Origin of the sequence: Streptomyces violens, assembly GCF_000717745.1 — a bacterium.
In the GTDB taxonomy this organism is placed as follows: Bacteria; Actinomycetota; Actinomycetes; order Streptomycetales; family Streptomycetaceae; genus Streptomyces; species Streptomyces violens.
This window is the reverse complement of record NZ_JOBH01000005.1, coordinates 322460-348282: the sequence shown is the minus strand read 5'-3', so window position 1 is coordinate 348282 and position 25823 is coordinate 322460. Positions and strand designations below refer to the sequence as shown.

The window sequence follows — 25823 nt, the reverse complement described above, 5'->3', positions numbered from 1 at the left end:
CGACCCGCACCTGAGAAGCTGGGGACGCAACCGTCCGCTTCCCGTACACCCCGAGGACCCGACACCCATGAGCGCCGCCGAGCAGGGCGAGACGCCCGCCCGCATCCTGATCGTCGACGACGAGCCGGCCGTCCGCGAGGCGCTCCGGCGCTCGCTCGCCTTCGAGGGCTACGCCACCGAGGAGGCCGTCGACGGCCTGGACGCGGTCGAGAAGGTGGCCGCGTACCGGCCCGAACTGATCGTGCTGGACGTGCTGATGCCCCGCATGGACGGCCTGACCGCGGCCCGCAGGCTGCGCGCGAGCGGCCTGACCGTGCCGATCCTGATGCTCACCGCGCGCGACACGGTCGGCGACCGGGTCACCGGACTGGACGCGGGCGCCGACGACTACCTGGTCAAGCCCTTCGAACTGGACGAGCTGCTGGCCCGCATCCGCGCGCTGCTGCGCCGCAGTTCGTACGCGGCGGCGGCCGGCGCGGCCCCCGACGAGGGCGACACGCTCACCTTCGCGGACCTCACGATGAACCTCGCCACCCGCGAAGTGACCCGCGGCGAGCGGCCCGTGGAGCTGACCCGCACCGAATTCACCCTGCTGGAGATGTTCCTGGCCCACCCGCGCCAGGTCCTCACCCGCGAGCAGATCCTCAAGGCCGTCTGGGGCTTCGACTTCGAGCCCTCCTCCAACTCCCTGGACGTGTACGTCATGTACCTGCGGCGCAAGACCGAGGCCGGCGGCGAACCGCGGCTGGTGCACACCGTGCGCGGCGTCGGGTACGTCCTGCGGTCCGGCGGTGCCGAGTGAACCTCCGCGAGGAGGCGGCCCAGCGCTACCGCCGGCTGCCGCTCCGCTCCCGGCTGGCGATGCTCACCGCGCTCGCCGTCGCGCTCGCCGTCGCCGCGTCCGCCGCCGCCTGCTGGCTGATCACCCGCGACCGGCTCACCGAGCAGCTCGACGCCACCCTGGGCAACGTCAGCGTGGACGCGGCGTACGTCCGGGCGCTGAGCGCCGAGTGCAACGGCACCGCGCCCGAGGGCATCCGCTTCCAGCCCACCCCGTACACGATCCAGCTCGTGTCCGTGGACGGCAGCGTGTGCACCTCGCCGGAGAAGTCGCAGATCCCCGCCGAGCGCGCGGACGTCGCCGTCGCGCAGGGCCGCTCCGGTGGCACCGTGCACACCGCGCGGGCCGCCGACGGCGCGGAGATGCGCGTCTCGACCGTGCCGTACCACGGGCCGGCCACCGACGCGCTGGGCAACCAGGTCGCGGTGTCCGTCGCCGCGCCCATGGAGCAGGTCACCGAGCCGCTCAACCAGCTCGCGCTGGTCCTGCTGATCGTCGCCGGGGTCGGCGTACTGGGCGCCGCGACCACCGGCCTGTGGGTGGCCAGGGCGGGCCTGAAACCCGTCGACCGGCTCACCGCGGCCGTCGAGCACGTCGCCCGTACCGAAGACCTCGCGATCCGTATCCCCACCGAGGGCGAGGACGAGATCGCCCGGCTCTCCCGGTCCTTCAACTCCATGACCGCCGCGCTCGCCGCCTCCCGCGACCTCCAGCAGCAGCTCATCGCGGACGCGGGCCACGAGCTGCGCACCCCGCTGACCTCCCTCCGTACCAACATCGACCTGCTGGAGCGCAGCGAGCGCACCGGCCGGGCCATCCCGGCCGACGACAAGCTCGCCCTGCTGGACTCGGTAAAGGCCCAGATGGGCGAGCTGGCAGCGCTCATCGGCGACCTTCAGGAGCTGTCCAGGACGCCGGAGCAGGGGCCCGGCGGTCAGCCCGCGCTGAAGGTGGTCGCGCTGCACGACATCACGGGCACCGCCCTGGAGCGGGCCCGGCTGCGCGGCCCGTCCCTCACCCTCGACGCCGCGCTGGACCCCTGGTACGTACGGGCCGAGCCGGCCGCGCTGGAGCGCGCGGTGGTCAACCTCCTGGACAACGCGGTGAAGTTCAGCCCGTCCGGCGCCACGGTCGAGGTCCGCCTGAAGGACGGCCTGCTGACCGTGCGGGACCATGGCCCGGGCATCCCCGAGGACGAACTCCCGCACGTCTTCGAGCGGTTCTGGCGCTCGCCCTCGGCGCGCAGCCTGCCCGGCAGCGGCCTCGGCCTGTCGATCGTGGCCCGCACGGCGCAGCAGGCGGGCGGCGGCGTCCGGCTGCTGCCCGCGCCGGGCGGCGGCACGCTGGCGGAGCTGCGTCTGCCGGGCGCGCCGGTACCGCCGCCGGAGGAGCCGCCGGAATCCAGCCCGTCGGGCGATTGAGGACACCCGGAAGCCGGGCCCCTACCGGGCGAAGTCCGACCCGAGCCCGGCCCCGGCCTCGGGGGCACCAACCGCCCCGGGCCCGTAAGAGACCACGCCGTCCGTCGTCAGCCCACCGGTCGCGCCCCGCAGGGACCACACCGCACCCGTGTCCTTCGGCGCCGCGCCATCCTCACCCGGCGCGCCCGCCGCGAGGTCGGCCTTCCCGTCGCCGTCCGTGTCGAGCAGCGAGACCGCCTCGCCGAAGCGGTCACCGGCCTCGGCCACGCCCGGCACGCCCGCCGTGTTCTGGTGCCACGCCTGGGCGCCGGTGCCGGTCAGGCCGCCCTTGCCGCCCTTGAGGAGGACCGCGCTGCCCGCGTCCTTCAGCGCCGCGCCGGAGGCGGAGGTGAGGTCCTCGTACGGGACGCCGACCGCGACATCGGCGTACCCGTCGCCGTTCACATCGCCCGCGCTGAGCGAGTAACCGAACTGGTCGCCCTCCTCGCCCGCGCCCGGGACGCCCGCGGTGTCCTGGGTGATCGTCGTGGTGCGCGTGCCCGGGCCGTTCGCCGAGCCGTACGCGACCTTGACGGTGCCCTTGTCGTACGGGAGTTCCTCGACCACGCCGCCCGGCACCGGGCGGTATATGAGGTCGCCGAAGCCGTCCTTGTCGACGTCGCCGACCGTGGCCGAGGCGGCGTCCGGCAGCTCCGTGGACTTGGTGGCGAGGCCGCCGGAGCCGCCCTTCCACAGCTCGCTCGACTCCGACATCTCCTCGAACGCGTGCATGCTGACCAGGTCGTCCCGGCCGTCACCGTTGAGGTCCCCGGCGGTCAGTTCCTCGGAACGGAAGAGGTGGCCGGTCAGGATGTCCGCGGTCCGGGCGGGCGCCCCGGCGCGGGTGAACGGCCCGTACATCACGTGCAGGCCCGAGGATTCGGTCTCGTCGCCGTCGCTGTCGGCGACCAGGTCGGCGTGGCCGTCCCCGTTGAAGTCCCCGGCGGTGAGATTGCCGCCGTCGGTGCCCTGGAGGGTGGCGGCGCCGCCGCCCTTGCCGTCGGTGGAGCCCCACAGGACGACCGGTGCCCCGCCGCCGGTGACGACGAGGTCGCCGGTGCCGTCGCCGTCCAGGTCGCGGGCCACGGTGCGGTCGCCGAAGCGGACGCCGTCGCCGGGCGACCCGGGCACGCCGGCGGTGGCGCGGCTGATGACCTGGTGCTTGCCGGTGGCGGCGCCGGAGGCGGAGCCGTACACCACGGTGATGTAGCCGGCCTTCGCCGTGCCGTCGACCGTGCCGCCGGGGGCGGTGGCAACGATGTCGGCGTAGCCGTCGTGGTTGAAGTCGGCCTGGGGCGCGGTGCCGGCCGGGCCCGCGGCAGCGGCGGCCGGCGCGGTGTCCGCGGGGGCCGCGCTCGCCGGGGCGGCCAGCACGAGCGGGGTGGTGAGCAGGGCGGCCACCGCGGCGCAGCGCGCTGCGGTGGGGGTGGGGCGGTGGCGCACGGTTCCTCCTGTGGTCGGCACCCGGACACCCCGGGTGCACCTCTCGTACACCTGGTACGACGCGAGTTGTGCGCCCGCGGTTGTGCGCGGACGCCACACTCGTCCCACAAGTCCCGTATCAGCGCGGCTGTTTCGCGGCCTCCCCGAACGGGATTCCGGTGCCCGAGAGTTGGGCCCGGATGCCCTCCCGCTCCACGGAAATGGTGCGCAGCCGCACGTCACCGGGGGTGGCCGGGAGGCGGAAGGAGAGGTCCAGGCGGTCCGCGAGCTCCGGCTTGGTGAGCCCCGCGAGGGAGCCGAGGATCTTCGGGTCGATGCCGACCTTCTTCAGCAGCCAGGGGTGGTCGGCGACGACGTCGACCAGATTGACCTTCATCAGCTTGCTGATGAAGCGCGGCGTGCCGATCAGGTCGTGCAGCTTCTTCTCGTTGTGCAGGGCCGCGTCGATGTACTCCTGCGGGATGCCGATGCGGTCGGCGATGGCCGGGACGGCGAGCATCGCCTTGACCTTGGCGGCCTCCCGGCTGAGCTGCCGGGCCGTCTTGCGGGTGAGCTGCAGGCCCTCGCCCTTCCCCGTACCGGGGCGGTAGACCGCGATGTCGCCGATGTCCAGCCGCATGCCGCTGACCTCGGTGGAGATGCCGCGGTCGCCGGCCTGCCGGATGTGGGCCCTGGCGTGCACCCGCAGCTCGTGCCCGGCGATCGGCAGCCGCCCTTCCGCGCGTACGGAATGGGGGCCCAGCTCGCTGAACCTGACCTGCGAGGCGCCCAGTTCGCGGTTCATGTCCTCGAAGGAGAGCAGCACGTCGCCGTGCATCCGCTCGACCGTGCCGCCCTTGAGGGACGTCGGCAGGTCGCCGTCGAGCGTCACGTTCTCCGCCGTCGCCTCGAACTTCGCCAGCGAGACCCGGTCGGCGGCGAGGTCGGGGATGGCCACCCGCACCCGGTCCAGCCGCTTGTCCGCGACCTGGGTCAGGAAGGGGAAGCCCTCGATGTCCACCTCGGGGTCGGCCGCCAGGTGCAGCGAGTCCTTGAGCTTCTCGGCCGCCTTGTTCTGCGCGTACAGCACGGCGAACCGGTCGGCGAGGCCCGCGAAGGAGGCCGCCACCAGTACGGTGGCGACCAGCTTCACGGTGAGGGGCACGGCCGCGAACCGGCTGATACCGCGCTTGGCCTTGCGGTGGTTGGGCGGCGCCCACGCCTCGTCGTCGTCCGGCTCGGTGCGCAGGCCGAGGTCCAGGGGATCGTCGCGGCCGGGCTCCGGCTCGGGGTCGGCCAGCCCGGCGAGCTCCGCGTACGGGTTGACCGGCGCCATCTCACGGGTGTCGCCCTGTGGTGCCTGTGATGCGGATATGCGTGTGGGGGTTCGCATCGGCACATCCCACCATGCGCACGACCCTCGAACGCAAGTCCTACTGCCGGTAAGTAGGGATATGAGCGGTTACTTCACCACGGTGATCACTTCACGATGGTGATGCGGTCCGCCTTCGGCGGGGCCAGCGGGCCGGACGCCGAGGAGTGCGCGCCCAGGTACGCGGTGAACGCGTCCAGGTCCGACGGGCCGACGAACTTGTCCGTGCCCTCCTTGAAGACGGGGAACCCGTCACCGCCGCCCGCCAGGAACTCGTTCAGCGCGACGCGGTAGGTCTTCGCCGGGTCGATCGGCTCGCCGTTCAGCTTCACCGAGTCCTTGACCACCCGGTCCGCGCCCGACTTGGTCATGTCCAGGGTGTAGGTGAAGCCCTTCGAGACCTGGAGGATCTTCGGGGAGGCCGCGTTCGCGCCGCTGACCTGCTGCTGCAGCGCGGTGATCAGCTGCGCGCCGGTCAGCCCGATCACGTTCGTCATGTTGGTGAACGGCTGCACGGTGAAGGCCTCGCCGTACGTCACCACCCCGTCGCCCTCGCTCCTCGACGCCTTGAAGGCCAGGTCGGAGCGGACGCCGCCGGGGTTCATCAGGGCGAGCTGCGCGCCGCCCTTGCCGCTGTCCGCCGTCGCCTCCAGCTGCGCGTCGGAGATGACGTCACCGAGCGGCGACTCGGGGGTGCTCGCGCCGCGGCCCGCGATGTCGTCGGAGATGTAGCCGACCGGCTTGTTCGCGACCGGCGCGGCCAGCTTGTCCCAGCGCTTGATCAGCGAGGTCAGGTCCGGCGCCTTGGGCTGGGTGCGGTTCACCACGTGGTTGGCCGACTTCACGGCCGTCCGCACGATGTCCTTGGTCTTCCGGTCGTACGTCAGCGTGGTGTCGGTGTAGAGCTTGCCGAAGGAGGCCGCCGAGGTGACCATCCGCGGCTGCCCGGCCGGGTCGGGGATCGTGCACGCGTACGCCTGGTGGGTGTGCCCGGTGACCAGCGCGTCGACCTTCGGGGTGACCTTCTTGGCGATCTCCGTGATCGGCCCGGAGATGCCGTCGCCGGGACCCGGGCTGTCGCAGTCGTAGTTGTACGAGGTGGACGCGGGTGCCCCGCCCTCGTGGACCAGCGCGACGACCGACTTCACGCCCTGCTTCTGCAGCACCTTGGCGTACTTGTCGATGGTCTCGGCCTCGTCGTGGAACTTCAGGCCCTTCACGCCCTCGGCGCTGACGATGTCCGGCGTGCCCTCCAGCGTCACGCCGATGAAGCCGATCTTCACGCCCTTGTGCTGCCAGACCGTGTACGGCTTCAGGATCGGCTTGCCGGTCTTCTCGTCGGTGACGTTGGCGGCCAGGTACGGGTAGTCCGCGCCCTCGAAGATCCGCCCGTCCTCGTAACAGCCGTCCTTCGGGTGGCAGCCGCCGTTCTGCAGCCGCGCCAGCTCCGCGCGCCCCTCGTCGAACTCGTGGTTGCCGACGCCGGTCACGTCCAGCTTCAGCTTGTTCATCGCCTCCACGGTCGGCTCGTCGTGGAAGAGGCCCGAGAGCAGCGGGCTCGCGCCCACCAGGTCGCCGGCGGCCGCGGTGACGGAGTACGGGTGGCCCTTGCGCGCCGTGCGCAGCGAGTTCGCCAGGTACTCGACGCCACCGGCCTCGATCTTCTTCTTGCTCCCGTCGGCCTGCTCCTCCTCGACCGTGCCGGACGAGCCCTGCGGCGGCTCCAGGTTCCCGTGGAAGTCGTTGAAGGAGAGCAGCTGCACGTCGACGGTGCGCGAGGAGTGGCCGGTCCCGCCGGGCGTACCGGCGCCGGCGGGCAGCGCCGCCGCGGTGACGCCGGCCGCGGCGGCCAGCACGGTCGCCCCGGCCGCCAGGCGGCGCTTGAGACGGCGCCGATGAGGCGTAACTGACATGGGTCGTCCCCCTTGTGTGCTGCGGATGAGGAGTGGCGAGCGACCGGAAGCCTATGGTCAACGCGCGTAGCGCACCAGAGGCGACGGGTTAAGGGACGGTTGCGATGCGGGGACGCGGGGCGTCGCCGGACGCCCGGCGGGCCGTACCCTTCGGGGCATGACTGACGCTGCACAGGGAACGGGCCCGGCCGGGCGGGACATGCAGGTACGGGAAGCGCTCACGCCGGACGTGGCCGGTGCCGTACTGGAGCTGATCGAGACGGCGGCACGGACGGACGGCCAGCCGGCCGTGTCCGAGCAGGGACGGCTGCAGCTACGCGGCGGACAGCGGGAGGGCGTGAAGCACGTACTGCTGCGCGCCGAGGGCGACCGCATCGTCGGGTACGCGCAGCTGGAGGACACCGACCCGGTCGAGGCGCCCGCCGCCGAGCTGGTCGTGCACCCCGAATTCCGCGGCCACGGCCTGGGCCGCAGGCTCGGCGGCGCGCTGCTGGAGCAGTCCGGAAGGCGGCTGCGGCTGTGGGCGCACGGCGGCCACCCCGCGGCCCGCCACCTCGCGCAGACCCTGGGCCTGACCCTCTTCCGCGAGCTGCGCCAGATGCGCCGCCCGCTGGCCGACCTGGACCTGGCCGAGCCGGTGCTGCCCGCGGGCGTCACCGTCCGTACCTTCCAGCCCGGCACCGACGACGCGGCCTGGCTCGCCGCCAACGCCGCGGCCTTCGCGCACCACCCCGAACAGGGCTCGCTCACCCAGCGTGACCTGGACGACCGCAAGGCCGAGCCCTGGTTCGACCCGAAGGGCTTCTTCCTGGCCGAGAAAGAGGGGGAGCTGGTCGGCTTCCACTGGACGAAGAAGCACGCCGAGGAGGGCCTCGGCGAGGTCTACGTCGTGGGCGTACGGCCCGAGGCACAGGGCGGCGGCCTCGGCAAGGCGCTCACCGCGATCGGGCTCCGGCACCTGGCCGCCGAGGGCATGCCGACGGCGATGCTCTACGTGGACGCGGACAACGTCCCCGCGGTGACGGTGTACGAGCGCCTCGGCTTCGTCACGCACGAGACGGACCTGATGTACCGCACCGAGCTCTGACCAGCAGCAGGGCGGCTGTGCATCGGAGTTGACGGAGTGTCATGAGGTGGCGGCGGGGCTTCGCGCCCGCCGCCGCCTCCCCGCCCGGCACCGGAAAATCCCCTCCGAGTAGCCCCCCGCTTGCCTGTCCGCCATGTCCGCGTTACCGGCGATTCAAACTCGCTTGCGAGCATCACTGAATGCAGCCCTCCGCGCAGCCGGCCGGTGACCGAAGGCTCCGAGCCGCCCCGCCGCCTCCCGACGCGCCTTCCCCGCCGGGAGCGCGGAAGAATGAGGTTATGGACCAGCAGACCAGCGCCCAGGCCCCGGCAACGTCCCCGACGCCGTCCGCACCGGCTCAGCCCTCGGTCGGTTCGATCGCCGCGCACCGCCCCAGCACCGTGGCGGCCTCACTGCCCGAGCTGGAACCGGACCTCGACGCCGATCTGGACGCGTACGACGTCGACGGCGCGCTGGGCGACGACGGCGTGGAGCTGCCCGCCGGCCGCTTCCTGGACCGCGAGCGCAGCTGGCTCGCGTTCAACGAACGGGTACTGGAGCTGGCCGAGGACCCGGCCACGCCGCTGCTGGAACGCGCCAAGTTCCTGGCGATCTTCGCCTCCAACCTGGACGAGTTCTTCATGGTCCGGGTCGCGGGCCTCAAGCGCAGAATCGCCACCGGCGTCGCCACCCGCTCCGCCTCCGGACTGCAGCCCCGCGAAGTACTGGACCTGATCTGGACCCGCTCCCGCGAGCTCATGGCCCGGCACGCCGCCTGCTACCAGCAGGACGTCGCCCCGGAGCTGGGCGGCGCGGGCATCCATCTGATCCGCTGGCCGGAGCTGACCGAGAAGGAACAGGCCCGCCTGTTCACCCTCTTCCGCCACCAGATCTTCCCCGTCCTCACGCCGCTGGCCGTCGACCCGGCCCACCCCTTCCCGTACATCTCCGGCCTCTCCCTGAACCTGGCCGTGGTCGTCCGCAACCCCGTCAGCGGCCACGACCACTTCGCCCGGGTCAAGGTCCCGCCGCTGCTCTCCCGCTTCCTGGAGGCGTCCCCGCAGCGCTACGTCCCCATAGAGGACGTCATCGCCGCGCACCTGGAGGAGCTGTTCCCGGGCATGGAGGTGCGCGCGCACCACATGTTCCGGGTCACCCGCAACGAGGACCTGGAGGTCGAGGAGGACGACGCGGAGAACCTCCTCAAGGCCCTGGAGAAGGAGCTCATGCGGCGCCGCTTCGGGCCGCCCGTCCGGCTGGAGGTCGAGGAGTCCATCGACCCGGCCGTACTGGACCTGCTCGTCCAGGAACTCAAGATCTCCGAGGCCGAGGTCTACCCGCTGCCCGGCCCGCTGGACCTGACCGGCCTCTTCGGCATCTCCGCGCTGGACCGGCCCGAGCTGAAGTATCCGAAGTTCGTCGCCGGCACCCACCGCGACCTGGCCGAGGTCGAGTCGGCCTCGGCCCCCGACATCTTCGCGGCCCTGCGCAACCGCGACGTCCTGCTCCACCACCCCTACGACTCCTTCTCCACCTCCGTCCAGGCGTTCCTGGAGCAGGCCGCCGCCGACCCGGACGTCCTCGCGATCAAGCAGACGCTGTACCGGACCTCCGGCGACTCCCCGATCGTCGACGCCCTGATAGACGCCGCCGAGTCCGGCAAACAGGTCCTCGTCCTGGTCGAGATCAAGGCGCGCTTCGACGAGCAGGCCAACATCAAGTGGGCGCGGAAGCTGGAGGAGGCCGGCTGCCACGTCGTCTACGGCCTGGTCGGCCTCAAGACGCACTGCAAGCTCTCCCTGGTCGTCCGCCAGGAAGGCGACATGCTGCGCCGCTACTCCCATGTGGGAACCGGCAATTACCACCCGAAGACCGCCCGGCTCTACGAGGACCTGGGGCTGCTGACCGCGGACCCGCAGGTGGGCGCCGACCTCTCCGACCTGTTCAACCGGCTCTCCGGCTACTCCCGCCGGGAGACCTACCGGCGGCTGCTCGTCGCCCCCAAGTCGCTGCGGGACGGCCTGGTCCAGCGCATCACCAAGGAGATCGCGCACCAGCGCGCGGGCCACCCCGCGTACGTCCGCATCAAGGTCAACTCGATGGTGGACGAGGCCGTCATCGACGCCCTGTACCGGGCCTCCCAGGCCGGTGTGTCCGTCGACATCTGGGTACGCGGAATCTGTGCACTGCGGCCCGGCGTCCCGGGCCTGAGCGAGAACATCCGCGTCCGCAGCGTCCTCGGCCGCTTCCTCGAACACTCGCGGGTGTTCGCCTTCGGCAACGGAGGGGAGCCCGAAGTGTGGCTGGGCAGCGCGGACATGATGCACCGCAACCTCGACCGGCGGATCGAGGCGCTGGTACGGGTCACCGACCCGGGCCACCGTGCCTCGCTCGACCGCCTGCTGCGGACCGGCACGTCGGACACCACCTCCGCCTGGCACCTCGGCCCGGACGGCAACTGGACCCGGCACGCGGCCGACGCGGACGGCACCCCGCTGCGCAACGTACAAGAAATGCTCATCGACGCCCGGAGGCGCCGGCGTGGCCCTGCGACCTGACCTCTCCCCGCCCTGCGAACGGACCGGAGCCCACCCGGCCGGCCCGGCGCCCGACCGCGCGACGGCCGGCGAGGTGCTCTCGGCCTACCTCCACGAGCAGTCGACGGCCTTCCTGCGCAACCTGCGGCTGCACCGCGAGAGCGGCTCGGACGCGCGGGGCGCCGGCGACGCGGCCCGGGAACTGCGCGCCGCGGCCCGCCGGATCAGCGGCGCGCTGCACACCTTCCGGCCGCTGACCGACGAGGCCTGGGCCGACCAGCTCCGCACCGAACTGGGCTGGCTGTCGGGCACCCTGGCCCGCGAACACGCCTACGCCGACCGGCTCGCCCGCCTGCTGGCCGCCCTCCACCGCGTGGCGGGCCCGGCCGAACCGGCCGGCGCCGCGAGATCCCCGGAGGGCGACGCCCCGCCCGCGCAGCGGTCCCGCGCCACGGGGACCAGGGAGGGCACCCGGGACGGCCGGGCTCGCGACGAGCGGACCCGGGACGGGCGGTCCGGCGACGAGCGGACCCGGGACGGGCGGACCCGCGACGACCGGGCCCGCGACCCCAAGGACCCGGCCGCCACCAACGCGGCAGGGGCCGCGCGGGCCGGCGCGCTGCTGGACCGGCAGCTGACCCTGGCCCGCACCCGCGCCCACTCCGCCGCGCTCCAGGCGCTCGGCTCCTCGCGCTTCCACGCCGTCGCGGACGCCGTCGCGGTACTGGCCTCCGAAGCGCCGCTGGACAAGAACGCCGCCGACCGGCTCGCCACCGAAGCGCTGCCGCCGCTGGCCGACCACGCGCACCGCCGGCTCGCCGAGGCCGTCGCCGCGCTGCCGCTGACCCGCGCCGGACACCCGTACAACGCCGCGGCGCTGTCCGCCGACGACCGCCAGGACGGCGCCTGGCACCAGGTACGGCTGCTGCTGCGGCACAGCCGGTACGCGCAGGAGGTCGCCGACGGCGGCGTCACCGACCTCCGGCTCCTGGAAGCGGCCCGGGCCCTGGAGCGGCACCGTGACGCGGCCGAGGCCGCCACCGCGGCGGCCGCCGCGGCCCGCACCCCGCGCATCGCCCCGGCCACCGCGTACGCCCTCGGCATCCTCCACGCCGACCAGCGCCACGAGGTGGAAGCCGCCCGCTACGCCTTCACCCGCGCCTGGAGACCCGCATGAGCAACAACGGAACGGCAGTCCTGGCCGCGGGCTGCGTACTGTGGCGCCGCTCGCCGGGGGCGGGCGGGCCGGAGATCGCCCTCGTACACAGGCCGAAGTACGACGACTGGTCGCACCCGAAAGGAAAGCTGAAGCGGGGCGAGGAGGCGCGGGCGGCGGCCGTGCGCGAGGTCGCCGAGGAGACCGGCATGGACTGCCGGCTCGGCCCGGAGCTCTCGACCGTGTACTACGAGGCGAACGGCCGGCCCAAGGAGGTCCGCTACTGGGCGGCGGAGGCGTGCGGCGGGGCGTTCGTCCCCAACGACGAGGTCGACCGGCTGGCCTGGCTCTCCCCGGCCGAGGCCCGCGACCGCCTCACCCAGGACCGGGACCGGCCGCTGGTCGACGCGCTCATGGATGCGCTGCACCCGGTGCCAGCGCCTCCCACCGGACCGTGACCTCGCCCAGGCGCCAGCGGCGGGGGCCGTCGGTCAGGGGCCAGCCCGCGGCGTGGAGGGTGTGGACCGAGCGGATCCAGCGCTGGCGGGCGCTGAGGGCGCCGTAGGGGGCGGCTGCCGCCCAGGCGCGGTCGAAGTCGCGCAGGAAGGCGTGCACCGGCTCGCCCGGCACATTGCGGTGGATGAGCGCCTTCGGAAGCCGTTCGGCCAGGTCGGAAGGGGTGGCCAGGGCCGCGAGGCGGGCCGCGAAGGTGACCGTGCGGGGGCCCTCGGGGCCGAGCGCGACCCAGACGTGCCGGCGCCCGATCTCGTCGCAGGTGCCCTCCACCAGCAGGCCGCCCGGGGCCAGCCGCGCGCAGAGCCGCGCCCAGACCGCGGCCACCTCGGCCTCGTCGTACTGCCGCAGCACGTTCGCCGCCCGGATCAGCGCGGGGGAGCGGCCCGGGGCGCCGGGCAGTGGCACCTCGAAGCCGCCGTGCAGGAAGACCAGCCCGTCCCGCTCGTACGGCTTCGCCGCCGCGACCCGCGCCGGATCGATCTCGACGCCCACCACCTGCGTGTCCGCGCGGGCCGTGCGCAGCCGGTCCAGCAGCTCCACGGCGGTCCAGGGCGCGGCGCCGTACCCGAGGTCGACGGCGACCGGGTCGGCGGTGCGGCGCAGCTGCGGGCCGTGCGTGGCGGCGATCCAGCGGTCCATGCGGCGCAGCCGGTTCGGGTTGGTGGTCCCGCGGGTGGCGCTCCCGACCGGGCGTGCGGACGGGGGAGGGGAGGAGCTGCGGGCCATGGCATGACTTTATGCGCTGGGTCCCAGGGGGTCGGCCAGGTGGCCGGTCCGGCGGTCGGACTGGTGATAGGCCAGGTGGCAGGCCCGGTGGCTGTGGGGTGTCCGGCCCGTGGACCGGCGGGGAAGATCCGGTGAGCATCCCTTAGGGTCACGCTTTGGCAAAGAGGGGGCGGCGCGGTGCCTGGCGGGAAATGGCACGGCCGGCTCTGTTGTTGGCCGGTGGAGAGGCGCTGTTGCGCCGGGTTTCTGCCGGATTTTCGGAGGTAGCTCGCAGTGAGCCAATACGTGTCCCGGCTCCGCGGCCGTCCCCAGAGCCAGTTCGCGGGCCCCGCCCGGCTGCGGCTGGGGGGCTCCCGCAAGCCGCGCCGGGTGGCGATGCTGAGCGTGCACACCTCCCCGCTGCACCAGCCCGGCACGGGCGACGCGGGCGGCATGAACGTCTACATCGTCGAGCTGGCCAGGAAACTCGCCGCGCTCAACATCGAGGTCGAGATATTCACCCGCGCCACCACGGGCGCCCTCCCGCCCGCCGTCGAGCTGGCCCCCGGCGTGCTCGTACGGCACGTGGACGCGGGCCCGTACGAGGGGCTGAACAAGGAGGACCTGCCCGCCCAGCTGTGCGCCTTCACGCATGGCGTGATGCAGGCGTGGGCCGGCCACCGTCCCGGCCACTACGACCTGGTGCACTCGCACTACTGGCTGTCCGGCCACGTCGGCTGGCTCGCCGCCGAGCGCTGGGGCGTCCCCCTCGTCCACGCCATGCACACGATGGCCAAGGTCAAGAACGCCGCGCTCGCGGAGGGTGACACCCCCGAGCCGGCCGCCCGCGTCATCGGCGAGACCCAGATCGTGCGCGCCTCGGACCGCCTGATCGCCAACACCGCCGAAGAGGCCGGCGAGCTCGTACGGCACTACGAGGCCGAGCCCGACAAGGTCGCGGTCGTGCACCCCGGGGTCAACCTCGACCGCTTCCGCCCGGCGAGCGACGCGGCGGGCGGCCTCGCGGCGGGTAGCGGTATCGCGGCGGGCAGCGGCATCGCCGACGCCCGCGCTGCCGCCCGGGACCGTCTCGGCCTGCCCCAGGACGCGCTGATCCCGCTCTTCGCGGGCCGCATCCAGCCCCTGAAGGCGCCCGACATCCTGCTGCGTGCGGTCGCGGTCCTGCTGGACCGGGACCCCTCGCTGCGCTCCCGGATCGTCGTCCCCGTCGTGGGCGGGCCGAGCGGCAGCGGCCTGGCCAAGCCCGAGGGCCTGCAGAAGCTGGCCGCCCGGCTCGGCATCGCGGACGTGGTGCGGTTCCGGCCGCCGGTCGGCCAGGACCAGCTCGCCGACTGGTACCGCGCGGCCAGCGTGCTGGTCATGCCGTCGTACAGCGAGTCCTTCGGGCTGGTGGCCATAGAGGCACAGGCGTGCGGCACCCCGGTGATCGCGGCGTCGGTCGGCGGCCTCCCGGTCGCCGTGCAGGACGGCGTCAGCGGCGTCCTCGTCGACGGGCACGACCCGGTGGACTACGCCCGCGCGCTGGGCCGCTTCGCCGACGATCCCTCGCTCACGCTGCGGATGGGCGCGGCGGCCGCCCGGCACGCCGGTTCCTTCGGCTGGGACACCGCGGCCGCGGCGACGGCCGATGTGTACACCGCCGCGATGCACGAGCGGCGCCGTCGCCTACGATCACTGCATGGCTGACGACGCGCGGCAGATCATCGAGGCGACGCTCAACGACGCCGAGCTGGAGTGGGAGTCCCCGGCGGAGGGCAGCTACGTCGTCAAGCTGCCCGGCACCCGCAAGCTCTCCACGACGTGCTCGCTGCTCGTCGGCAAGCACTCCCTGTCCATCAACGCCTTCGTCGTACGCCGCCCGGACGAGAACCACGAAGCGGTGCACCGCTGGCTGCTGGAGCGCAACACCCGGCTGTACGGCGTGAGTTACGCGATCGACAAGCTCGGCGACATCTACCTCGTCGGCAAGCTGCCGCTCGCGGCCGTCACCCCCGAGGAGCTGGACCGCATCCTCGGCACGGTCCTGGAGAACGCCGACGGCTCCTTCAACACGCTGCTGGAGATGGGCTTCGCGTCGGCGATCCGCAAGGAGTACGAGTGGCGGGTCTCGCGTGGCGAATCCACCCGCAACCTTGAAGCATTCGCCCATCTGACCGGCCGGGACAAGTAGCGCTTTCCGGCCCATTTCGCGGTCACTCTTCCCGGCTCTTCCACCGCCCTGCGGGCCCGTGGCATGCTCGCGGCCTTCTCTCTCCCATGCACCTCTTCACCTGCATGAAGGGCGGCCCATGGACATCAGCAGGCGCACCCTGCTGGGCAGCGCGACCGCCGTGGCGGCGGCCGCCGCACTGCCCGCTCTCCCGGCCTCGGCGGCCGGTCAGTACCACGCACTCTGGGACGAGTTCTCCGCCCGCCCCTTCACGCATCCGCAGATCCCGTACATCGGCCGGGCCGGCTGCCGGCGCCGCTTCCGGGCCGCCGGCGGTCCCGTGATCGACGCGGTACGGGATCACGGCGCCGTCCCGGACGGCAGCAAGGATTCGGCGCCCGCCCTCAACCGTGCGCTGGAGGCCGCGGGCCGGCGCGGCGGCGGCACCGTCACCCTCCCGCCCGGCACCTACCGCATCGACGACATCGTCCGCATCGGCCACAACCACGTGGTGCTGCGCGGCGCGGGCAGCGGCCGTACCAAGCTGCTCGCCACCAAGCACCTCACCGAGCTGATCGGTCCGTACGGCAGCCGGTACGGCGGCGACAAGTCCGCCTGGTCCTGGACCGGCGGCCTCATCTGGCTCTGCCCGACCGCCCGTTGGAACTCCCTCATCGCGGCCATCAAGAAGCGGGACTGGCCGTTCGAGGGCTGGACGGGCAACCGGCGTGACGAGTGGCGCACGCTCACCTCCGTACGCCCCGCGCGCCGCGGCGACTGGACGGTGACGGTCACCGACACGTCGCGCCTCCGCCCCGGCGCCCTCGTCCTCCTCCAGCTGGCCGACGACAAGGGCCACACCCTTCTCCAGCACATGGCGGGCGGCGGTCCCGGCCCCGCCTCGTACACCTGGGACGGCAGGGAAAAACTCAACAGCTTCGTCCCGTACGAGTGGCCCGTACGCATCGTCCGTATCAAGGGTCGCGAAGTGACCTTCGAGCGCCCGTTGCCCCTCGACGTACGCCCGGAGTGGGACCCGAAGCTCACCACCCACGTCCCCGCGCTCACCGGCGCCGGCGTCGAGGGCCTGACGATCGAGGCGGTCGAAACGCCGCAGTCCCTCCATCTGCAGGACAAGGGCTACAACGGCGTCCTCCTGCAGTGCGCGTACGACTGCTGGGTACGGGACGTCGTCGCGCGCCACGTCGACAACGGTTTCGGGCTGACGGCCTCGTCCTCCTGCACGATCAGCGACACCCGTGTCGCGGGCCGCGGCTCCCACCACCCGTACTACTGCCGCGAGGGCGCGCACGACAACCTCTTCGAGGACTTCGTGATCGAGCGGCGCAGCGTCCCCGCACCGCCCGGCACGATCCTGCACGGCATCAACGTCGAGAATCTGTCCAGTTACAACGTCTGGTCGCGCGGCCGGATGGAGATGGGCACGTTCGACTCCCACCGGGGCCTGCCGTTCGCCAACGTCCGTACCGACATCACCATCGACAACACCGGCGAGCACGGCGGCGACCTGCGCGCGGGGCCGCTCTTCGGGGCCCGCTTCACGCACTGGAACGTCCGCGTCACGAACGGGCGGGCCGGCATGGTGAAGATCGACGAACTGGCCCCGTACAGCGTCACCGCCGGCATCTCGGAGGTCCGCGAGTTCGGCCAGATCGACGAGCCGGACTTCACGGGTGACCTGCACAGCAGGCTCGTGGCGTACGGCCGCCCGGGGTCGCTCAGGCCACGGAATCTGTACGAGGCGCAGCGCCGGCTGCGTCCATGACCGGCGCGGGTTCCGGAGTCCGGTCCGGTACCGGCGCGGGTTCCGGGGCCTTCGTACCCGCCGCGCGCTCCTCCGCGTTCATCCGCCGCAGCAGCAGCCCGTAACCGAGGGCCGCGACCGTCCCGACCACCGCACTGGCGGACCAGAGGGTGGCCGGGCCGTAGCGGTCGATGACCGCGCCGCCGAGCAGCGGGGCGGCCAGCGAGGCCACCGACCAGGACAGCGCGTACATGCCCTGGTAACGCCCGCGGCCATGCGTGGGGGAGAGCCGGACCACCAGCCCCATCTGGGTGGGGGAGTTGATGATCTCGCCGAGCGTCCAGACGGCGACGGACACCGCGAACAGCGCCACGGAACCGGCGAACGCGGTGAGCCCGAAGCCGTAACCGGTCAGCAGCGCCGAGCCGATCAGCAGCGCCGCCGGGCTGCGGTGCTCGATGAAGCGGGTCACCGGGATCTGCAGCAGCACGATCAGCACGCCGTTCGTGGCGATCACCAGCCCGAAGTCCGAGCTGCTGAAGCCCGCCTGACCCATGGTCACCGGCAGCGACACATACGCCTGCTGGAAGAGCAGCGCGAGCAGCAGATTCAGCCCGACGACGGTCATGAACCGCCCGTCCCGCACCACGGTCATCATCGACACACGCCGTACGGGCTCCTCCGTGGTGCTGCTCTCGGTCGCCGTCACCGGCCGGGACTCGGGCAGCTTCACGAAGACCACCACCGCGCAGGCCAGCACCAGCACCGACTCACCGAGGAAGAGCAGCAGATAGCCGTACTGGGCGAGCAGCCCGGCCAGCGACGAGGAGATCGCGAAGCCCATGTTCAGCGCCCAGTAGTTCAGGGCGAACGCCCGCACCCGGTCCTCCGGCGCCACGATGTCCGCCATCATCGCCTGCACCGCGGGCCGCGAACCGTTGCTCGCCATGCCCACCACGCAGGCCACCGCCGCGATGGCCACCGGGTCCTCCATGAACCCCAGCAGCGCCACCGAGACCGCGGTCGCCAGCTGCGCGATCAGCATCGTGGGCCGCCGCCCGAGCCGGTCGGTCAGCACCCCGGCCACCACCGAGGAGACCACCCCGCCCAGCCCGTACAGCGCGCCGACCAGTCCCGCGTACGACGCCGAGTACCCCCGCTCCACCGTGAGGTACAGCGCCAGGAACGTGGCGACGAACGCCCCCAGCCGATTGATCAGCGTGCTCGCCCACAGCCACCAGAACTGCCGCGGCAGCCCCGACACACTCGCGACGACGGCTCGTCTCACCCTGACTCCCCCATAAACCGTGCCCGTGCGCCGATGTAAGTGGCGCAACCGCCAAGGGGAAGCTACATACGCAGGTCACGCCGCGCCATTGAATTGACGCGAACCGTCAAACGTCGAGCACCGGGCACAGACGAGCGCCCCGGCGTCCACGCACCGGCCCCCTGCCTGGCCTGTCACCGTTTTCGATTAGTCTCAAAGACATGGCCGACGCACCGTACAAGCTCATCCTCCTCCGCCACGGCGAGAGCGAGTGGAATGCGAAGAACCTGTTCACCGGCTGGGTGGACGTCAACCTGAACGAGAAGGGCGAGAAGGAGGCGGTCCGCGGCGGTGAGCTGCTCAAGGACGCCGGCCTGCTCCCCGACGTCGTGCACACCTCCCTCCAGAAGCGCGCCATCCGCACCGCGCAGCTGGCCCTGGAGGCCGCCGACCGCCACTGGATCCCCGTCCACCGCAGCTGGCGCCTGAACGAGCGCCACTACGGCGCCCTGCAGGGCAAGGACAAGGCCCAGACCCTCGCCGAGTTCGGCGAGGAGCAGTTCATGCTGTGGCGCCGCTCGTACGACACCCCGCCGCCGGCGCTCGACCGCGACGCCGAGTACTCCCAGTTCTCCGACCCGCGCTACGCCACGCTCCCCCCGGAGCTGCGCCCGCAGACGGAGTGCCTGAAGGACGTCGTCGTCCGCATGCTCCCGTACTGGTTCGACGGCATCGTCCCGGACCTCCTCACCGGCCGCACCGTCCTGGTCGCCGCGCACGGCAACAGCCTCCGCGCCCTGGTCAAGCACCTCGACGGCATCTCCGACGCGGACATCGCCGGCCTGAACATCCCGACGGGCATCCCGCTCTCGTACGAGCTCGACGCCGACTTCAAGCCGCTGAACCCGGGCGGCACCTACCTCGACCCGGAGGCCGCCAAGGCCGCCATCGAGGCGGTCAAGAACCAGGGCAAGAAGAAGTAAGCCCCCGGTCCTTCTCAGCAGTGAGCCCCCTGCCTGCGGTTTCCCGCTGGCAGGGGGCTCACTGTCGTTCCTGGGCCGGCGGCGGGCCGTCAGCCGCAGCTTCCGCCGCAGCTGCACGGGCCGCCGGACTGGCAGCCGCAGCCGCAGCCGGGGCCGCACGAGCAGCCGCTGGCCGCTGTGGGTTCAGGTGTGCTGGGAACAGGGGAGTGGGGCATGAAGTGCCTCCTGGTTGGCAGCCATAAGGGAGGTTCCTTCCCTCCCTTACCCACGCCAGGGGGCGCACCAACGGCGTGCGGCTGCACGGAGCGGGGCGCAGGCTCCCCCCGTCCGCCCGCACCCCGAGGCGCTCAGCTGCCGTCGACCGCGGCCGGCGGCGCGATCTCGTCCGCGTGCTCGCCCGTGACCAGGTACACCACGCGCTTGGCGACCGACACCGCGTGATCGGCGAACCGCTCGTAGTAACGGCCCAGCAGCGTCACATCGACCGCCGTCTCGATGCCGTGCTGCCAGCGGTCGTCCATCAGGTGCTGGAAGAGCGTGCGGTGCAGCATGTCCATCGCGTCGTCGTCCTGCTCCAGCTGCAGCGCCAGATCGACGTCCTTCGTGATGATGACCTCGCCCGCCTTCGCCATCAGGCGCTGCGCCAGCTGCCCCATCTCCAGAATGGTGGCGTGCAGGTCCCGCGGCACCGCCGTCTCCGGGAACCGCAGCCGCGCCAGCTTCGCGACGTGCTGCGCCAGGTCACCGGACCGCTCCAGGTCCGCGCTCATCCGCAGCGACGTCACGACGATCCGCAGATCCGTGGCGACCGGCTGCTGGCGCGCCAGCAGGGCTATGGCCCGGGCCTCCAGATCGCGCTGCAGATCGTCGACCTTCTCATCGCCGGCGATCACGTTCTCCGCCAGCTTCAGGTCCGCGTCGAGTATCGCCGTGGTGGCGCGCCCGATCGCGGAGCCGACGAGCCTGGCCATCTCGACCAGACCTTCGCCGATCGAATCCAGCTCCTCGTGGTACGCGTCCCGCATCAGTGACCTTCTCTCGCATCGAGTCGTGTGTGGGCCTGCGACGCCCGTGGTCCAGACCTCCGGGTCCGTGCCCCTGCGTAGTCGCCCGGGCTGCGCCCCTGGTGGTGTGGGCCTACGATTCCCACGCTCCCACGTTCGAGCCCGGATGCGACCGGTTCGCCCCTCCGGAGTGAACCGGTACCGACATGAAGGTGAACTCTCGGCAACCAGTGGCCGAGGTGACCCTCTGATGGCTGGGGAACTGTCACAACCGGCGCATAACCTGGACTCATGAACGTGGACGCGGCCATCGCCGCAGTGGCAGCGATCGCCGGTTGTTGTACCGGTGTCATCGCCATGCTGGCGTTCCGCTGGAGCGAACGCGAGCAGGCCAAGCCCACGCGTACGTCCCTGCACACCGACGCCGTCCTGCCCCCCGGCGTGGACACCGTCCTCTCGGTGCTGCGGTCCTCCGCCGTCGTCCTGGACGAGGCCGACGGCGTGGTCAAGGCCAGCTCGGCCGCGTACGCCCTGGGCCTCGTACGAGGCGGCAAGCTCGCCGTCGAGCCGATGCTCCAGATGGCGCGCGACACCCGCAGGGACGGGGAAATACGCCAGGTCGAGCTGGACCTGCCGCGCCGCGGCACCGGCCGCGGCGACGCCCTCGCCGTCTCCGCGCGAGTCGCCCCGCTCGGCTCCCGTCTCGTCCTGCTCCTGGTCGAGGACCTCACCGAAGCCCGCCGCATAGAAGCGGTGCGCCGCGACTTCGTGGCCAATGTCAGCCATGAGCTCAAGACCCCGGTCGGCGCGCTCTCGCTGCTCTCCGAGGCGGTGATGGACGCCAGCGACGACCCCGAGGCGGTGAACCGCTTCGCGGGCCGCATGCAGACCGAGGCCACCCGCCTGACCAGCCTGGTCCAGGAGCTGATCGACCTCTCCCGGGTACAGAACGACAACCCCCTGGAGGACGCCGAGCCCGTCCGCGTGGACGAGCTGGTCGAGGAGGCGATGGACCGCTGCCGCCAGCAGGCCAGCAGCAAGTCGATCACGATGGCCGTCGGCGGCATCGACGACCTGCGCGTATGGGGCAACAGAAGCCAGCTCGCCGGCGCCCTCGGCAATCTCGTCGAGAATGCCGTCAACTACTCCCCGGCCCGCACCCGCGTCGGCATAGCCGGCCGCCGAGTCCCGGCGTCCGGCGGCACGATGATCGAGATAGCCGTCACCGACCAGGGCATCGGCATCTCCGAGAAGGACCGGGACCGGATCTTCGAGCGGTTCTACCGCGTCGACCCGGCGCGCTCCCGCGCCACCGGCGGTACCGGACTCGGTCTCGCCATCGTCAAGCATGTGGCCGCCTCGCACGGCGGGGAGGTCACGGTGTGGAGCGCCGAAGGACAGGGCTCCACCTTCACCCTGCGGCTCCCGGAAGCCGGCGCGGTCCGCGACCGCGACGACCGGCGGGACGACCCCGCAGCAGACCCGGACGACCTCGATGGCGAGGACGGTCCGTACGACACCTTCAACGGCCCGGCCGTCACCCACCACCACACTTCCCCGGAAGCGCTACGCGCGCCCTACCCTGCCCCGGAGGTCCTTCCGTGACCCGAGTGCTCGTCGTCGAGGATGAGGAGTCCTTCAGCGACGCCCTGTCGTACATGCTCCGTAAGGAGGGCTTCGAGGTCGCCATCGCCGCGACCGGCCCCGACGCACTGGACGAGTTCGAGCGCAACGGCGCCGACCTGGTCCTGCTCGACCTGATGCTGCCCGGCCTGCCCGGTACGGAGGTCTGCCGCCAGCTGCGCGGCCGCTCCAACGTCCCGGTGATCATGGTGACCGCCAAGGACAGTGAGATCGACAAGGTCGTCGGCCTGGAAATAGGAGCCGACGACTACGTCACCAAGCCGTTCTCCTCGCGGGAGCTGGTCGCCCGCATCCGCGCGGTCCTGCGCCGCCGCGGCGAGCCGGAGGAGGTCACCCCGCAGGCCCTGGAGGCCGGCCCGGTCCGCATGGACGTGGACCGGCACGTCGTCACGGTCTCCGGTGGCAAGGTCGACCTCCCGCTCAAGGAGTTCGACCTGCTGGAGATGCTGCTGCGCAACGCCGGCCGGGTCCTCACCCGTATGCAGCTGATCGACCGCGTCTGGGGCGCCGACTACGTGGGCGACACCAAGACCCTCGACGTCCACGTCAAGCGCCTGCGCGCCAAGATCGAGCCGGACCCGGGCGCGCCGCGCTATCTGGTCACGGTCCGCGGCCTCGGGTACAAGTTCGAGCCGTAAGCCGACCGCCGCCGGTGAACCGACCGGCACGACACGCATCGCTCCAGCGCTCCGCCTGATCCCGGGTGGGGCGCTTGTGGCGTTGTACGCGCACCTGCCGTACGTACGGCCCTGTACACGGCTGCACGTACGGCCTCGTGTACGGCTGCGCCCGCCGCGCTCCCGGCCTGTGTGGCAGGCGGGGGCGTGACGGGCGTCAGCTGCGCTCTGGGTGCCGTACGGCGTCCGCTGCGGCTCAGTGGCCGGCGTCGGCGTGCGCGGCCTCCGACGGCTTGCCGGACTCGGACGGCGAGGCGGAGCCCGACGGCGTGGCGGAGCCGGACTGGTCCGGCTGCGGCACCTCGGTCGGCCCGTATTCCTTGAAGTAGCTCGTCGCCGGGACGACGAACGCCCGCAGCGTCACCTTGCCGGTGCGGCTGAAGTCGAAGGTCACCTTGTGCGCGTCGCCGTCCTTGACGGCCTCACGGCCGCTGGACAGGGTGGCCGAGGCGTTGCCCTTGCCACCGATCACGATGGAGCCGCCGGCCGGCACGGTGATCTTGCCGGAGCCCTTGGCGGGCTTCAGCTCGACCTGCTGGCTGCTGCCGTCGACCGTGACGGAGTCCAGCGTCTGGTCCTTCGTACCGCCGTTGAACACCGTCGCGGACACCACTGCGGGGCCCTTGGCTTCCGGCTTCGGCTGGGTGATCACCACGGCGTTCTGGATCTTGATGTCGCCGACGGAAGTGGCGGCGTTGTCCGGCTTGACTTGCAGCGTCGCGGCATCGTTCCCGGCCGCGCACGCGGAGAGCGAGGCGATCGAGAGCGTGAGGACGGTGGCGGCGAGGGCGCCGCGTCGAAGGCTGCGGCTCACGGCGGCGGCATCTCCTAGGACGAGCTTCGGCGGCCGAACGGTCATGCCCGGTCGCGGGGTGGACGGCTGGGCGGCCGTTCCGTACGCGGCGCGTCGGCGCCGTACGTAAAGCCGCCCTAAGGGTGTGTCAGCGCCGCTAGGTTACCGAGCCGCCCTTCCGCCGCCGCACCCGACCCGCCCCCTGGGCGATCACGTGCCGATCAGGCGCCGCTCACATGGTCACGACCGGCCACCCGAACGCGCTCGACGCCGCTGCCGGCAGCCCCTCCCCACGGACGCCCGGGCGGCTTACCGGAGCCCTCACGAGAACTGCCGGAAGAATTCACCTCAACGTCCGTTCGAGTGATCGCCGCGGGAGAATCCGCCGGAGCCGCCGAGAGGAATAGCGGCAAAGGCAAAGGAATGCGCCGCGTCACACGAATTGATCATGTCCGGCACCCCCGGCCGGGTGACGGGATGATCAATTCTCGATTCGGGCGGGAGTGGTCGGGAGTGACCGAACGGAGTAGTGGAAGCACGCCATCCGGATCCCGGCAAAACGGGACGTTCGCCCTCTCGATCGGCCTCTTCCGGAGCTGTAACGTACGCGTTTCGCTCCGCACAAGAAGCGCCTCCGACCTGCGAATACCTGCTTCCGGCAAGCGGTCGATGCACGTCACGACCGTCGTTGTCAAGCCCCGAGATACGCCCTGACCTGCGAAAACGCCATTCAGAACGGACCGTTCCCGTGTTAGGATGGATAGCCACGGAAGGGGTACCTGTCACATGACGTTCAAGGTTGGCGACACCGTGGTCTATCCCCATCACGGGGCCGCGCTGATCGAGGCCATCGAAACTCGCCAGATCAAAGGCGTGGACAAGACCTACTTGGTGCTGAAGGTCGCCCAGGGCGATCTGACGGTTCGTGTGCCAGCGGACAATGCGGAGTTCGTCGGTGTGCGCGATGTGGTCGGCCAGGACGGGCTCGACCGGGTCTTCGAGGTGCTTCGCGCACCATATGCCGAAGAGCCGACGAACTGGTCCCGTCGCTACAAGGCAAATCTCGAAAAGCTCGCCTCCGGCGACGTGATCAAGGTCGCCGAAGTGGTTCGCGACCTGTGGCGCCGTGAGCGTGAGCGCGGACTCTCCGCAGGTGAGAAGCGAATGCTCGCCAAGGCCCGCCAGATCCTGGTGAGCGAGCTCGCCCTCGCGGAGAACACCAACGAAGACAAGGCCGAGGCTCTGCTCGACGAGGTCCTCGCGTCCTGACCCCGCCGCTGCTGGGTTTCCACAGTGATCGCTGTCTCCGCAGTGATCGCTCACGGTGGTACACCCCGCAATGAGGCGCTCAGCACAATGAGGCGCGCTCAGCGGCGCTCAGCACGAAAATGCCGCGGTGCCCGAGCGACGATTGCTTCCCTGGGATTCCCCAGGAAGCAGTCCGTTGCCGGGCGCTGCGGCATATCTGGTGACCCGCGTGCCAACGGCTGTGATGGCCGGCGATGGCCGACGTATCTGCGGCCGGCGTACCCGGGCCGACCGCGACGGCCGTACCCGGAACCGAACCCCGGAACTGGCGTGCCGGGCCCGGGCAGCTGGCTCGACCGGTCGTCACGGAAGGGTCCGATCGGGGCGTCGCGCCCGGCACGGTGTGGCCATACCCACCTCTGCCGAGTAAACAAACCTGCCGCTCGAAATTCGGGGTGCGACCCCCGGCTCACGGAGTGCAACCGATGTCTGAAGATTCCCGCCGACTTCGCACAGCGGCGGTCATCCCCGCGGCCGGCCGCGGCGTACGCCTCGGCCCCGGCGCCCCCAAGGCCCTGCGCGCGCTGGGCGGCACGCCCATGCTCATCCATGCCGTACGGGCCATGGCGGCCTCCCGCGCCGTCTCGCTCGTCGTCGTGGTCGCGCCGCCCGACGGCGCGCCCGAGGTACGCGCGCTGCTGGACAGCCACACCTTTCCCGAGCGCACCGAGCTGCTGGTCGTCCCCGGCGGCGACACCCGCCAGCAGTCCGTGAGCCTCGGCCTGCAGGCCCTGCCCGAGGACGTCGACGTGGTCCTCGTCCACGACGCGGCGCGGCCCCTCGTACCGGTGGACACCGTCGACACCGTGATCAACGCCGTACGGGGCGGCGCGCCCGCCGTCGTACCGGCGCTGCCGCTCGCCGACACCGTGAAGGAAGTACGGCCGGATTCCGACGGTGGATCCGAGCCAGTGGTCGGCACACCCGAGCGCGCCCGGCTGCGCGCCGTACAGACCCCGCAGGGCTTCGACCGCGACACCCTGGTCAAGGCGCACGCGACCGTGACCTTCGACGGCGAGGGCGCCACGGACGACGCCGGCATGGTCGAACGGCTCGGCGCGCCGGTCGTGGTCGTACCCGGCCACGAAGAGGCGTTCAAGGTCACCCGCCCGCTGGACCTGGTCCTCGCCGAGGCGGTACTGGCGCGGCGGCGGGTGACGGACGGGTACGCCTGAGACGGTCCCGCGGCCCGCGGCCCCGTTGTTCGGGGTTTGAGGTGGGTGG

21 protein-coding genes are annotated in these 25823 nt (G+C 71.9%); 14 read left to right on the top strand and 7 right to left on the bottom strand.

The window, feature by feature from the left end; all coding sequences use genetic code 11:
• Positions 1–67 precede the first annotated feature (67 nt).
• Positions 68–802: a response regulator transcription factor gene (locus tag IF04_RS0112285; RefSeq protein ID WP_030254778.1), complete on the top strand. Its 735-nt coding sequence runs from the start codon at positions 68–70 to the stop codon at positions 800–802.
• 59 nt (positions 803–861) lie between these two features.
• Positions 862–2262, top strand: a complete 1401-nt coding sequence (locus IF04_RS0112280; RefSeq protein ID WP_078600225.1) for a HAMP domain-containing sensor histidine kinase — start codon at positions 862–864, stop codon at positions 2260–2262.
• Between the two features lie 21 nt (positions 2263–2283).
• Here IF04_RS0112280 and IF04_RS0112275 read toward each other — a convergent pair whose 3' ends face one another.
• The 3 genes from IF04_RS0112275 to IF04_RS0112265 all read right to left on the bottom strand — a co-directional run bounded on the left by IF04_RS0112275 (position 2284) and on the right by IF04_RS0112265 (position 7008).
• Complete coding sequence (locus IF04_RS0112275; RefSeq protein ID WP_030254773.1) at positions 2284–3744, bottom strand: FG-GAP and VCBS repeat-containing protein; 1461 nt, start codon at positions 3742–3744, stop codon at positions 2284–2286.
• A gap of 118 nt (positions 3745–3862) precedes the next feature.
• Entirely contained in the window at positions 3863–5116 is a 1254-nt protein-coding gene (locus tag IF04_RS0112270; protein WP_030254771.1) for an LmeA family phospholipid-binding protein, read from the bottom strand.
• An 86-nt stretch (positions 5117–5202) separates the two neighbouring features.
• The gene (locus IF04_RS0112265; protein ID WP_051831138.1) at positions 5203–7008 is read right to left on the bottom strand and encodes a bifunctional metallophosphatase/5'-nucleotidase; all 1806 of its coding nucleotides are present in this window, start codon (positions 7006–7008) and stop codon (positions 5203–5205) included.
• Positions 7009–7165: 157 nt separating this feature from the next.
• Between IF04_RS0112265 and mshD the strand changes: the two genes are divergently transcribed.
• The 4 genes from mshD (at position 7166) to IF04_RS0112245 (ending at position 12225) form a co-directional block, all read left to right on the top strand.
• Positions 7166–8095 carry a mycothiol synthase gene (gene mshD, locus IF04_RS0112260; protein ID WP_030254766.1) on the top strand — a complete coding sequence of 310 codons (930 nt, stop codon included), beginning with the start codon at positions 7166–7168 and terminating at the stop codon, positions 8093–8095.
• A 278-nt stretch (positions 8096–8373) separates the two neighbouring features.
• On the top strand, positions 8374–10632 hold the full coding sequence (locus tag IF04_RS0112255) for an RNA degradosome polyphosphate kinase (protein WP_030254764.1): 2259 nt from the start codon (positions 8374–8376) through the stop codon (positions 10630–10632).
• Positions 10616–11788 carry a CHAD domain-containing protein gene (locus tag IF04_RS0112250; RefSeq protein ID WP_030254762.1) on the top strand — a complete coding sequence of 391 codons (1173 nt, stop codon included), beginning with the start codon at positions 10616–10618 and terminating at the stop codon, positions 11786–11788. The genes IF04_RS0112255 and IF04_RS0112250 overlap by 17 nt, the downstream gene beginning before the upstream one ends.
• Positions 11785–12225: an NUDIX hydrolase gene (locus tag IF04_RS0112245; protein ID WP_030254760.1), complete on the top strand. Its 441-nt coding sequence runs from the start codon at positions 11785–11787 to the stop codon at positions 12223–12225. Before IF04_RS0112250 ends, IF04_RS0112245 begins: the two co-directional genes overlap by 4 nt.
• On the opposite strand, the gene IF04_RS0112240 is transcribed toward IF04_RS0112245, so the two are convergent.
• The gene (locus IF04_RS0112240; RefSeq protein WP_030254757.1) at positions 12179–13009 is read right to left on the bottom strand and encodes a class I SAM-dependent methyltransferase; all 831 of its coding nucleotides are present in this window, start codon (positions 13007–13009) and stop codon (positions 12179–12181) included. The genes IF04_RS0112245 and IF04_RS0112240 overlap by 47 nt on opposite strands.
• Positions 13010–13282: 273 nt before the next feature.
• Here IF04_RS0112240 and IF04_RS0112235 point away from each other — a divergent pair, with 273 nt between their 5' ends.
• The 3 genes from IF04_RS0112235 to IF04_RS0112225 all read left to right on the top strand — a co-directional run bounded on the left by IF04_RS0112235 (position 13283) and on the right by IF04_RS0112225 (position 16944).
• Positions 13283–14695, top strand: coding sequence for a glycosyltransferase (locus tag IF04_RS0112235; protein WP_030254755.1), 1413 nt, complete (start codon positions 13283–13285; stop codon positions 14693–14695).
• Positions 14688–15179, top strand: coding sequence for a type III secretion system chaperone family protein (locus tag IF04_RS0112230; RefSeq protein ID WP_030254754.1), 492 nt, complete (start codon positions 14688–14690; stop codon positions 15177–15179). The genes IF04_RS0112235 and IF04_RS0112230 overlap by 8 nt, the downstream gene beginning before the upstream one ends.
• 118 nt (positions 15180–15297) lie before the next feature.
• Positions 15298–16944 carry a glycosyl hydrolase family 28-related protein gene (locus IF04_RS0112225; RefSeq protein ID WP_030254753.1) on the top strand — a complete coding sequence of 549 codons (1647 nt, stop codon included), beginning with the start codon at positions 15298–15300 and terminating at the stop codon, positions 16942–16944.
• Here the strand turns inward: IF04_RS0112225 and IF04_RS0112220 are convergent.
• Positions 16898–18211 (bottom strand): MDR family MFS transporter, encoded by a 1314-nt coding sequence (locus IF04_RS0112220; RefSeq protein ID WP_037959136.1) that lies wholly within the window; start codon positions 18209–18211, stop codon positions 16898–16900. The genes IF04_RS0112225 and IF04_RS0112220 overlap by 47 nt on opposite strands.
• A gap of 200 nt (positions 18212–18411) precedes the next feature.
• Between IF04_RS0112220 and IF04_RS0112215 the strand changes: the two genes are divergently transcribed.
• A complete protein-coding gene (locus tag IF04_RS0112215) occupies positions 18412–19173 on the top strand; it encodes a phosphoglyceromutase (RefSeq protein WP_030254751.1) in 762 nt (253 codons plus the stop codon).
• A 347-nt stretch (positions 19174–19520) separates the two neighbouring features.
• On the opposite strand, the gene phoU is transcribed toward IF04_RS0112215, so the two are convergent.
• Positions 19521–20198, bottom strand: coding sequence for a phosphate signaling complex protein PhoU (gene phoU, locus IF04_RS0112205; protein WP_030254750.1), 678 nt, complete (start codon positions 20196–20198; stop codon positions 19521–19523).
• Between the two features lie 270 nt (positions 20199–20468).
• Here phoU and phoR point away from each other — a divergent pair, with 270 nt between their 5' ends.
• Positions 20469–21782, top strand: a complete 1314-nt coding sequence (phoR, locus tag IF04_RS0112200; RefSeq protein WP_030254747.1) for a two-component system sensor histidine kinase PhoR — start codon at positions 20469–20471, stop codon at positions 21780–21782.
• Positions 21783–21787: 5 nt separating this feature from the next.
• A complete protein-coding gene (gene phoP / locus IF04_RS0112195) occupies positions 21788–22459 on the top strand; it encodes a two-component system response regulator PhoP (protein WP_483855317.1) in 672 nt (223 codons plus the stop codon).
• A 235-nt stretch (positions 22460–22694) separates the two neighbouring features.
• Here the strand turns inward: phoP and IF04_RS0112190 are convergent, their stop codons facing one another.
• The gene (locus IF04_RS0112190; RefSeq protein ID WP_030254740.1) at positions 22695–23312 is read right to left on the bottom strand and encodes a copper chaperone PCu(A)C domain-containing protein; all 618 of its coding nucleotides are present in this window, start codon (positions 23310–23312) and stop codon (positions 22695–22697) included.
• 765 nt (positions 23313–24077) lie between these two features.
• Between IF04_RS0112190 and IF04_RS0112185 the strand changes: the two genes are divergently transcribed.
• Positions 24078–24560, top strand: coding sequence for a CarD family transcriptional regulator (locus IF04_RS0112185; protein ID WP_003953493.1), 483 nt, complete (start codon positions 24078–24080; stop codon positions 24558–24560).
• A gap of 464 nt (positions 24561–25024) precedes the next feature.
• Positions 25025–25774 (top strand): 2-C-methyl-D-erythritol 4-phosphate cytidylyltransferase, encoded by a 750-nt coding sequence (gene ispD / locus IF04_RS0112180; protein ID WP_030254737.1) that lies wholly within the window; start codon positions 25025–25027, stop codon positions 25772–25774.
• Positions 25775–25823 lie beyond the last annotated feature (49 nt).

What these genes read in the sequence shown, in the direction of transcription:
- IF04_RS0112285 (WP_030254778.1), top strand. Translation starts at nt 68, where the DNA reads ATGAGCGCCGCCGAGCAGGGCGAGACGCCCGCCCGCATCCTGATCGTC.
- IF04_RS0112280 (WP_078600225.1), top strand. Translation starts at nt 862, where the DNA reads ATGCTCACCGCGCTCGCCGTCGCGCTCGCCGTCGCCGCGTCCGCCGCC.
- IF04_RS0112270 (WP_030254771.1), bottom strand. Translation starts at nt 5,116, where the DNA reads ATGCGAACCCCCACACGCATATCCGCATCACAGGCACCACAGGGCGAC.
- IF04_RS0112265 (WP_051831138.1), bottom strand. Translation starts at nt 7,008, where the DNA reads ATGTCAGTTACGCCTCATCGGCGCCGTCTCAAGCGCCGCCTGGCGGCC.
- mshD (WP_030254766.1), top strand. Translation starts at nt 7,166, where the DNA reads ATGACTGACGCTGCACAGGGAACGGGCCCGGCCGGGCGGGACATGCAG.
- IF04_RS0112255 (WP_030254764.1), top strand. Translation starts at nt 8,374, where the DNA reads ATGGACCAGCAGACCAGCGCCCAGGCCCCGGCAACGTCCCCGACGCCG.
- IF04_RS0112245 (WP_030254760.1), top strand. Translation starts at nt 11,785, where the DNA reads ATGAGCAACAACGGAACGGCAGTCCTGGCCGCGGGCTGCGTACTGTGG.
- IF04_RS0112240 (WP_030254757.1), bottom strand. Translation starts at nt 13,009, where the DNA reads ATGGCCCGCAGCTCCTCCCCTCCCCCGTCCGCACGCCCGGTCGGGAGC.
- IF04_RS0112230 (WP_030254754.1), top strand. Translation starts at nt 14,688, where the DNA reads ATGGCTGACGACGCGCGGCAGATCATCGAGGCGACGCTCAACGACGCC.
- IF04_RS0112225 (WP_030254753.1), top strand. Translation starts at nt 15,298, where the DNA reads ATGGACATCAGCAGGCGCACCCTGCTGGGCAGCGCGACCGCCGTGGCG.
- IF04_RS0112215 (WP_030254751.1), top strand. Translation starts at nt 18,412, where the DNA reads ATGGCCGACGCACCGTACAAGCTCATCCTCCTCCGCCACGGCGAGAGC.
- phoU (WP_030254750.1), bottom strand. Translation starts at nt 20,198, where the DNA reads ATGCGGGACGCGTACCACGAGGAGCTGGATTCGATCGGCGAAGGTCTG.
- phoR (WP_030254747.1), top strand. Translation starts at nt 20,469, where the DNA reads ATGAACGTGGACGCGGCCATCGCCGCAGTGGCAGCGATCGCCGGTTGT.
- IF04_RS0112185 (WP_003953493.1), top strand. Translation starts at nt 24,078, where the DNA reads ATGACGTTCAAGGTTGGCGACACCGTGGTCTATCCCCATCACGGGGCC.
- ispD (WP_030254737.1), top strand. Translation starts at nt 25,025, where the DNA reads ATGTCTGAAGATTCCCGCCGACTTCGCACAGCGGCGGTCATCCCCGCG.